Below are 8866 nucleotides of genomic sequence, written 5' to 3'. Positions count from 1 at the left end.
CTCGCACTCGCCCGGCCCGGCCCGGACGTCCGGCAGCCCGCCGGCCAGCAGCTCACCGGCCCGGCCGGCCGGCACCCCGAGCGGCTCGGCGGTGCCCGACGCGGTGCCGACCCCGAGTGGCTCGGCCAGCACGTCCGCGCGCCGGACGGTGGGCCGATGACCGGGCTGGTGGTCCCGGCCCGCTGGCCGCTGCGGGCGATGGCCGATTCCCGCCGGCTGCGCTCCTACGACTTCGTGCTGCTGGTAGCCGCCCTGCTGCTGTGCCTGATCGGGGCGTTGCTGGTCTGGTCGGCGACCCGGACCCGGTTGCAGCTGGCCGGCGCCAACCCGCAGACCTACCTGGCCAAGCACCTGCTCAACACAGCCCTGGGTGCGGTGCTGCTGTTCTGCGCGGCACGGGTGGACTCCCGGGTGCTGCGGCTGATCGGCCCGCTGCTGTACCTGGCCAGCATCCTCGGACTGCTCGCCGTTTTCGTGATCGGTACCACCATCAACGGCGCCCACGCCTGGATCGTGATCGGCGGCGGCTTCGAGGTCCAGCCGGCGGAATTCGCCAAGCTGGGCCTGATCGCGGCGCTGGCGGTGCTGTTCGGCCAGCACGGCGTGCGGCGCGCGGCGGGCACCCCGCCCGGCCTCCGCGAGCTGGCGCTGGCGTTGGGGCTGCTGGCCCTGCCGCTGGGCCTGATCATGCTGCAGCCGGATCTCGGCTCCGCCCTGGTGCTGACGGCGGCCACCTTCGGGGTGCTGATCGCGGCCGGCATCCGGGCCCGCTGGCTGGTCGGGCTGATGGCCCTGGGAGTGCTGGCCGCGGTGCTGGCCATCAAGGCCGGCGTGCTGGCCGACTACCAGCTGGCCAGGTTCGCCGCCTTCACCCATCCCGGCCGCGACCCGCAGGGGGTGGCCTACAACATCAACCAGGCACACATCGCCATCGCGCACGGCGGGCTGTTCGGCCAGGGCCTGTTCCACGGCGCGCAGACCCGGGGCGCCTTCGTCCCCGAGCAGCAGACCGACTTCGTCTACTCGGTGGCCGGGGAGGAGCTGGGCTTCGCCGGCGCCGCGCTCATCATCGGGCTGTTCGCGGTGCTGCTCTGGCGCGGGCTGCGGATCGCCGTCGCGGCCACCGGCAGCTCGCGGCTGGTGGCCGCCGGGATCGTCTGCTGGATGGCCTTCCAGGCATTCCAGAACATCGGCATGAACCTGGGCCTGACCCCGGTGACCGGGCTGCCGCTGCCGTTCGTGTCCTACGGCGGCTCGTCGATGTTCGCCCAGGGTCTCGCCCTGGGACTGCTGCAGGCGATCCATCGCAGATCGGCGTCCTGAACGAACTTTAGCATTCGAGCGCCTAACGAGCACTTCACATGGTTCACTCTCCGTACAAATGTCCGTTACGGAGAGTGAGAGACTGGGTGACTACCACCTTCTGGCCCACCATCTCGGCCGCGCTGCGGAACACCGTGCACACGGCTCGTGCGCCGATGGCCTGGCACCCGGCCTCGTTGCTGATGTCCCGGTTCGGCTTCGGCATCGAGGCCATGACCCGCGCGGACCTCGCGCACTACGGCCTGGACGGCTGGTGGCAGTTCCAGCTGAGCTTCAGCCGCGGCGCCGGAGCGGGCTATGCCGGGCACGCCGGGGTCGCCGCCCAGGGACCGCTGCTGACCCAGAGCCCGGCCCAGGTCCGGGCCTGGCTCGCGGCCAACGGCAACGAGTACGGCTGGGAGGCGATGGACCAGCTGACCCGGGTCACCCTGGGCCTGCAGGCCTGGAGCCGTGGCCAGGTATACGAGACCGCGGTCGACTTCTTCGCCAATCACCTCAACGTCGCCAACCACAGTGACGGCGTCTGGACGACCCGGCACACCATGGACCGCGACGTGATCCGGCGGTACGCACTGGGCAGTTACACCGACATGCTGCTCGCCTCGGCGCGCAACCCGGCGATGCTGCGCTACCTGAGCCTGGCCTCCTCCACCAAGAGCGCCATCAACGAGAACTACGGCCGCGAGCTGCTCGAACTGCACACCGTCGGCATCGGCAACTACACCGAGGCCGACGTGCAGAACTCGGCCCGGATCCTGACCGGCCGCTCGCTGGACGCCGACTTCAACTACCTCTACAAGCCCGAGCGGCACTGGGTCGGCCCGATCAAGGTCATGGGCTTCAGCCACGCCAACGACTCGGCGGCCACCGGCGAGGCTGCCGGCGATGCCTACCTGCGCTACCTGGCCAGCCATCCGGCGACCGCCAAGCGGCTGGCCCAGAAGCTGTGCGTCCGGTACGTCTCGGACACCCCGTCGCCGACCCTGGTCGCCGAGCTGGCCAGAATCTACCTGCAGACCGGCACCCAGATCGCGCCGATGCTGCTGGCGATCCTGCGCTCGACCGAGTTCTGGGGCAGCCGCGGCGCCAAGGTCCGCCGGCCGGCGGAGAACCTGATCGCGACGGTGCGGGTGCTGGGAGTGCAGCCGGGCACGCCGAGCAAGTCGTTGCAACACCTGCACTGGATGAGCTCCTCGGTCGGCAACGTGCCACTGGACTGGTCGCCGCCCAACGGTTACCCGGACGTGGCCGGCGCCTGGCGCTCGTCCGGCTCGCTGCTGAACCTGTGGTCCTACCATCGCGGCCTGGTCCAGAACTGGTACGGCGGCTTCGCCCCGTTCGACCCGGCCACGTTGTACGGCGCGGTCAAGCCCACCACCAGCGGCGAGGCGATCGCGAAGCTCTGCATCAGGCTGACCGGAACCCGGTTCCCGCTCGCCCACGAGCAGGCGCTGCAGACCTTCCTGGGCGAGCCCGCGAGCACCCCGATCGCCAGCTCCCGGCTGCGGTGGTACCTCACGCACCTCATCCCGCTGATCCTCGACGCACCCCAGCACGCGCTGCGATGACTGAGGACCGAGCCGAGCGGCCGGCCGATGACCGCCCCGCCAGCACCAGCTCCGCGATCACCCGCCCCGCGATCACCCGCCCCGCGATCAGCAACCGAGAGGACGTCATGACCGAGCCAGAACCCGTAGCCGTCGAGCGGCTGCTGGCTCGGCGGGCCGAGCAGGTCAGCGCCGAGCTCGCCGCCCAGGAAGCCGGCTGGCAACGCGGCTTCACCCGGCGCAGCTTCCTCGCCGGCGCCGGAATGGTCGGCGTGGCCGCGCTGGGCAGCCAGCTGGTCACCACCAAGGCCGCCTACGCCGCGACCGGGGCCAGCAACGGCAACACCCTGATCACCATCTTCCTGCGCGGTGCCGCCGACGGCCTGCGGATCCTGGTGCCGGCCTCGTCGGAGCTGGGCGTGGACTACCTGCGCACGGTGCGCACCCGGCTGGTGCCGGACGTGGCGAACCTGAGCCCGCTGCCCGGCACCGCCGGCTGGGCGCTGAACTCCACGCTCAACCCGCTGCTGCCGTTCTGGGGCACCGGTGAGCTGGCCTTCGTACCGGCGGTGTCGGCGGCCGGGGTCACCCGCAGCCACTTCCAGGCCCAGCAGTGCCTGGAACGGGGCTCGGACACCGCCACCACCGGCTGGCTGGACCGGGCGCTGCAGCAACTGGGCCCCGGCACCACCTTCCGGGCGGTCACCCAGGGCTCGGCGCTGCCGGCCTCGCTGACCGGTAACCAGACCAAGCTGGTGATGAGCTCGCTGAAGAACTTCAGCTTCCCCGGCTGGGACGGTGTGGCCGCGCAGAGTGAGGCGGCGATCCGGACCCTGTACCGGGGCGTGCCCGGCCCGCTGGGCGTGGATGTGCCCACCACCCTGGCAGCGCTCGGCACCGCCGCCACCGCGCGTGCCAAGGCCGGCGCGCAGAACGGTGCGGTCTATCCCGGTGGCAACTTCTCCACCGCCCTGGCCGACCTCGCCACCCTGTTGCGTGCCGAGGTGGGCATGCAGGTGGCCACGGTGGACGTCGGCGGCTGGGACACCCACACCGACGAGGCCAACCAGCTCGACCGCCAGCTCAGCTCGGCGGCCGCGTCGCTGGCGGCCTTCCTCACCGACCTCGGCCCGGTGCGGCGCAAGCGGGTGACGGTGGTGGTGATGACCGAGTTCGGCCGCCGGGTGCAGGTGAACGCCAACGGCGGCACTGACCACGGCCACGGCAGCGTGATGTGGCTGCTCGGCGGTGGCCTGTCCGGCGCCTCGGTGTACGGCAAGTGGATCCCGCTCACCGACGCGGTGCTGGACTCCGGCGACGTCCCGGCCCTCAACGGGGCCTTCGACGTGCTGGGCGAGGTGGCGCAGAAGCGGCTTGCGGTGGGCTCGGTGAGCACGGTGTTCCCGGGGCGGACGTTCGCCCCGCTCGGACTGGCCAAGGTCGGCTGAAGGCAGCGGCCGACCTTGGCCTTACCGGCCGGAGGTGCAGACCTCCCTCAGGCCATCATTCGCAATGGGTAACGGTGGCCGTGTGGCGCTTGCCCTGCGGGGCCAACCCTACCTAGAATACGACTATGAGTCGTGACGCTCCGAAGATGACCCAAACGACGCAGGCAGTCCTGAGGGCACTGCTGGCCGAACCCAGCAAAGCCAAGTACGGCTTGCAGATATGCCGTGAAGCTGGCCTACCATCCGGGACTATCCATCCCATCCTCGCTCGCTTGGAACTCGAGCATCACTGGCTGGAGAGCTATCTCGAGGACATCGACCCAGCAGTAGCGAAGCGTCCTCAGCGTCGGTACTACCGCTTCACCAAAAAGGGAGCCCAGGAAGCCCGTCTAGCGCTTGCCGAGGCGTCAGCCAAGGTTACGAGGCTACGACTCGGCACGCAGCAGCCAGGGCTCGCAGGGGCGTAGAAATGGCCTTCGAGATAATACTGTCACTCCAGCAGTTGTCGCGTGGCTCCTTTAGTCGTCCAATTTCGCCGACGTTAGAATCAGTGGCGACTAATATCCTTTGTAGGAGTATCAGCGGGCCTTCTAAACGTAGCTTACGAGTTACCGCTACTGAAGAGACAATATGCAGCTTACGAGTTACCGTTACTGCAGAGATTGGTACTAATTTATTCGTTGATACGGTGCGGCGCGAATTCCAAGATGACGGTTGGCATCTCCAGAGCTGTCATTTTATTGCCGGCGGCAGGGCCACCATTGCATATTCATTCCCCCCAGGTAAACCGCCTGTACCTATGGAGCCCGTTGGAAGGCTGCTGACTTGGATGGCGAGGGTCGCTTCCAAGACTGTTCCCGCAAGCTTTTCTCCCCGCTACTTAGCGGACTTGCTGAGTGAATTGGCCGAGATCCCTGGTCGATCAGCGAGGTTGTGTTGTGCGATTAGGCAAGTCACGCGCACCCCCGCGGCCAGTGCGGCCTTCAGGAGCGCGGCGCGCCATGTGGGCGAAGAGGGTTAGGCACCATGGCATCGCTCGCGTCTGCACCGGTTTGGCTCGTCCTGACGTTATTGAGCCTAGGCCTCTTGATTTTGATCGGCCCACGGGGACCGTATGAACGAGTCTTAGCCCTGGTGCACGCGTGGCGCGGTACTGATGACACCGTGCCGGCATCGCTGCTAGCTGCGCCTGATATCTCTACCAACGACGCGGTGTTCCATGAGCCGAACTCGAAGTTGGCTTGGTTCATTGCTGGCATTGTCATTGCCGTCGGGCTTCCGAGTGTCTGGCGTGCTAGCTATCGGCACGACATGGCGGCAGAACTCGCGGAAGTACCAAAAAGATCAAGTCTTAGCCATATTTGCCGATTCTCTATTCGAATCTTCAAACTCCGCCGCGTTCTCAGTCGCGTTTCCCCGACCGGAGCACGGGAACGGGTGTAGTCAGACGAAGCCGCGTCGCCCGTTCCTCGCGGTCTAATGGTTGGCCTCCTAGCAGGGCGACTCGCCGGTGGAGGCTATGCGGCGCGGCCAACGATCGCGGGGCAGCGCGGGCGGGGCGCCGGGTGGTACGCGAGAGTGGCTCGCGGAGGGTCGGCTGGCCCTTGACCGTCCCCACGTAGGCGAGGGCAGAGCGTTAGCTAGCCGCAGTCCGGCTCGGCGGTGACCAGGGAACGGTCGCCGGTCGCCGAGTCGGTCCCCGGGCCGGCGACCGTGCGGGCCTCGGGCGTGCGAAGTCCGGCTGTGTCCAACCCGGCTGTGCGAGATTCGGCTGTGTCCAACCCGGCTGTGCGAGATTCGGCTGGCTCCAACTCGTCCCACTGCACCAGGGCGACCCCGCCGATGATGAACGCGCCGCCGACCAGCTGCGACAAGCCGGGCAACTGGCCGAGCAGCAGCCAGGCGAACAGCACCGCGAACAGCACCTCACTGAGGCCGAGGAAGGAGGCGAGCTTCGCACCCAGCGCGCGGGCGGCGTTGATGCCGGCGGCGTAGGCGAAGACCGCTGCCACCAAGGAGATCCCGAGAACCGGCACCAGCCAGCTCGTCCGGTGATGCAGGAAGAGCACGTCCCGGGTGCCGGCGTGGATCGGCAGCACCCCGAGGACCCCGACCACCACCAGGCAGAGGCTGCCGACCGCCATGCCGGCCCAGGCCATCACGATCGGCCGCAAGGCGCTGTCGGCCTGCGCCGACACCACGAAGTACACCGCCAGCCCGACCGCCGCACCGAGCCCCCACAGCACCCCGATCGGGTCCAGGCGCTGGCTGCCGGTGACATCCAGCACCAATGCCAGCCCGACCATCGCGGCGGCGCCGCCGGCCACCGTCAGCGGCCGCGGACGGCGGCCGTGCCGGAGCCAGAGCCAGCCGACGACCAGCAGGATGCCGAGATACTCCAGCAGCAGGGCAACCCCCACCGACAGCCGCGCGACGGCGTTGAAGTAGCACAGCTGCGCGCCGGCGATGGCCACCACGCCGTACCCGGCGATGCTGCGTCCCTCCCGGGCGAGCGCGCCGAACCGGCCGCGAAGCGCCAACAGGGCCGGAATGGTGAGCACGCCCCCGGCGACCAGCAGGCGTACGGTCACCGCCGCCGCGGGGGACCAGCCGGAGCCGATCAGAGCGGTTGCGAAGGCGCCAGAGGTGCCGAAGGCGGCGGCGGACAGCAGCGCGATGCCGAGACCGGCGCGCTGCCGGGTTGCGATGTGCATGAAACGGGTCCGTTCGTTGTCGACCGAGGGGTGACGGAGTGAAGACGCCGGTCCCGCGGTCGAACTGTCCTGTAATGAGCAATCGAGGCTATGCTCATTACAGGGACGCTAGTCGCGCCGCCGTAAGGAGTCAATGTGGTCTTTGCTCATGACACGGAACGGGCGCTGGCGGCCGCGGCGGCCTTGGTGAACACCGGGCAGGACAGCTGGCGGGATGGTGAGGACCAGCTCACCACTCTTGACGAGCTGGCGGAGTTGGTCCGCACCTGGCAGTGGTCGGGTCCCCGCACCGGTGACCTGGCAGAGCTCGCCGAGGTGCGCGAGCTACGACCGACCCTTGCCCGGTTCTGGTCGGCCGACAAGGACACCGTCGTCGAGATCGTCAACCAGGTGTTGCGGGAGCGCCGTGCGCTGCCGCAACTGGTCAAGCACGACCAGTGGGACTACCACGTGCACGCCACCGATCCGCAGGCGCCGCTGGCAGACCGGATGGCTGTCGAGGCCGCCATGGCGATCGCCGACGTGATCCGGATCGGCGAGCTCGGCCGGCTGCGGATATGCGGCGCCGAGGACTGCGGGGATGTCTACGTCGACCTGTCGAAGAATCGGTCGCGCCGGTTCTGCGACACCACCTGCGGCAATCGCGCCAACGTTGCCGCCTACCGGGCCCGCCGGGCGGAGCCGGCCATTGAATAACGCGCCGAACCGGCCATCGGATAGGGGCTAGTAATGCACGGCTCCGGTGTCGACGGCTTCGAAGGCTGAGCCCGGCACGCTCTTGAGCTGATCGAGATCCGTGTCGTCCCAGCCACTGTCGGTGGCGCCGGACAGGAACCAGTTCGAGCCGTTGTCGGCCACGAACATGCCGTAGGTCTTGAGGCATTGCAGGATGACCCGGGCCTCGCCGTGGTAGCGGCTCAGGTCGAAGGAGGCCTTCAACCGGAACCGGGCGCCCATCGGGGCGACGTTCGGATCAGTGGTCGAGCCGGCCTGGTGGGTGGCCGGGCTGATGTAGCCCCGCTGGCTGGTGGCGATGGTGAAACGCAGGGCGTGATCGATGTGCCCGGCCAGCACCTCGTCCCGGCGGACCAGGCCCGGCAGGATCGGCAGGCCGGCTGCGTCGGCCGAGGTCCAGCCGGCCGGCCGCAGGGCGTTGGACCTCAGGTCGAAGACCGCGCCGGACTGAGCCGTCCAGCCGCTGCCGCTGCGGGCCGCCCCGTAGAGCTCGTAGAGATGGCAGTCGCCGGAGGCGACCAGCACGTGCGCGTCCCCGCCCGCTTCGATCCGGGCGCCGGACGGGATCGGGTACGGTCCCGGGTCGCTCTCATCGCCGTAGGCAGTGAAGCCGATGGCGACTTTCGGCTGGCTGGCCGGCACCACGCTGTAGGGGATGCCATAGGACGGGTCCGAGCCGAAATCCGGATGCAGGTACCGGCTGCCGCCGATGCTGGCGACCCAGGCTGCCGAGCGGGGATTGAGCGCGGCGCCGGAGATGACGCGCCGCCACGGGTTGTCCGGCGGGAACAGCGGGCATCCGGCGATGCTGGCCGAGCCGGTCAGCCCCGAGCGCACCAACGGCAACCGGCCGGGCCGGACCAGCACCGGCCGATCCACCGGGTACTTGGTGCGGACCGCCGCCAGCCGGACACCACCACCCGCCGCGGGCGCTGCGCTGCCGGACGCCGCCCGGGCGCTGCCGCCGGCCGCCGCTGAGGTCGCCACGACGGCCAGCGCGAGGACGCAGGCCGTCACTCGCGATCGTGGCCGCATCGTGACTGGTCGCATGTCCGCCAGTATGTCCGGTTCGAGCGCGGCGGCGGGCCCGTACCATGGA

Annotated in this window: 6 protein-coding genes; 4 read left to right on the top strand and 2 right to left on the bottom strand. The window is 69.2% G+C overall.

All coding sequences use genetic code 11. The features are described from left to right. Positions 1-156: 156 nt before the first annotated feature. From VF542_RS07760 to VF542_RS07750, 3 genes are all read left to right on the top strand, one after another. Positions 157-1323 carry an FtsW/RodA/SpoVE family cell cycle protein gene (locus VF542_RS07760; RefSeq protein ID WP_408651124.1) on the top strand — a complete coding sequence of 389 codons (1167 nt, stop codon included), beginning with the start codon at positions 157-159 and terminating at the stop codon, positions 1321-1323. 86 nt (positions 1324-1409) lie between these two features. Beyond that, a complete protein-coding gene (locus VF542_RS07755; RefSeq protein WP_408651123.1) occupies positions 1410-2891 on the top strand; it encodes a DUF1800 domain-containing protein in 1482 nt (493 codons plus the stop codon). Further along, entirely contained in the window at positions 2888-4318 is a 1431-nt protein-coding gene (locus VF542_RS07750) for a DUF1501 domain-containing protein (protein ID WP_408651122.1), read from the top strand. The genes VF542_RS07755 and VF542_RS07750 overlap by 4 nt, the downstream gene beginning before the upstream one ends. Before the next feature lie 1640 nt (positions 4319-5958). Here VF542_RS07750 and VF542_RS07745 read toward each other — a convergent pair. Continuing rightward, positions 5959-7032, bottom strand: a complete 1074-nt coding sequence (locus VF542_RS07745; protein ID WP_408651121.1) for an EamA family transporter — start codon at positions 7030-7032, stop codon at positions 5959-5961. 135 nt (positions 7033-7167) lie between these two features. On the opposite strand from VF542_RS07745, the gene VF542_RS07740 reads away from it, so the two are divergent. Beyond that, positions 7168-7728 (top strand): CGNR zinc finger domain-containing protein, encoded by a 561-nt coding sequence (locus VF542_RS07740; protein WP_408651120.1) that lies wholly within the window; start codon positions 7168-7170, stop codon positions 7726-7728. A 27-nt stretch (positions 7729-7755) separates the two neighbouring features. On the opposite strand, the gene VF542_RS07735 is transcribed toward VF542_RS07740, so the two are convergent. Then, on the bottom strand, positions 7756-8817 hold the full coding sequence (locus VF542_RS07735; RefSeq protein ID WP_408651119.1) for a hypothetical protein: 1062 nt from the start codon (positions 8815-8817) through the stop codon (positions 7756-7758). Positions 8818-8866: the final 49 nt, after the last annotated feature.

The sequence above is a fragment of the Jatrophihabitans sp. genome (genome assembly GCF_036389215.1).
Taxonomy (GTDB): domain Bacteria; phylum Actinomycetota; class Actinomycetes; order Mycobacteriales; family Jatrophihabitantaceae; genus Jatrophihabitans_A.
This window is presented reverse-complemented; position numbering and strand designations above follow the sequence as displayed.

What these genes read in the sequence shown, in the direction of transcription:
- VF542_RS07760 (WP_408651124.1), top strand. Translation starts at nt 157, where the DNA reads ATGACCGGGCTGGTGGTCCCGGCCCGCTGGCCGCTGCGGGCGATGGCC.
- VF542_RS07735 (WP_408651119.1), bottom strand. Translation starts at nt 8,817, where the DNA reads ATGCGACCAGTCACGATGCGGCCACGATCGCGAGTGACGGCCTGCGTC.
- VF542_RS07745 (WP_408651121.1), bottom strand. Translation starts at nt 7,032, where the DNA reads ATGCACATCGCAACCCGGCAGCGCGCCGGTCTCGGCATCGCGCTGCTG.
- VF542_RS07750 (WP_408651122.1), top strand. Translation starts at nt 2,888, where the DNA reads ATGACTGAGGACCGAGCCGAGCGGCCGGCCGATGACCGCCCCGCCAGC.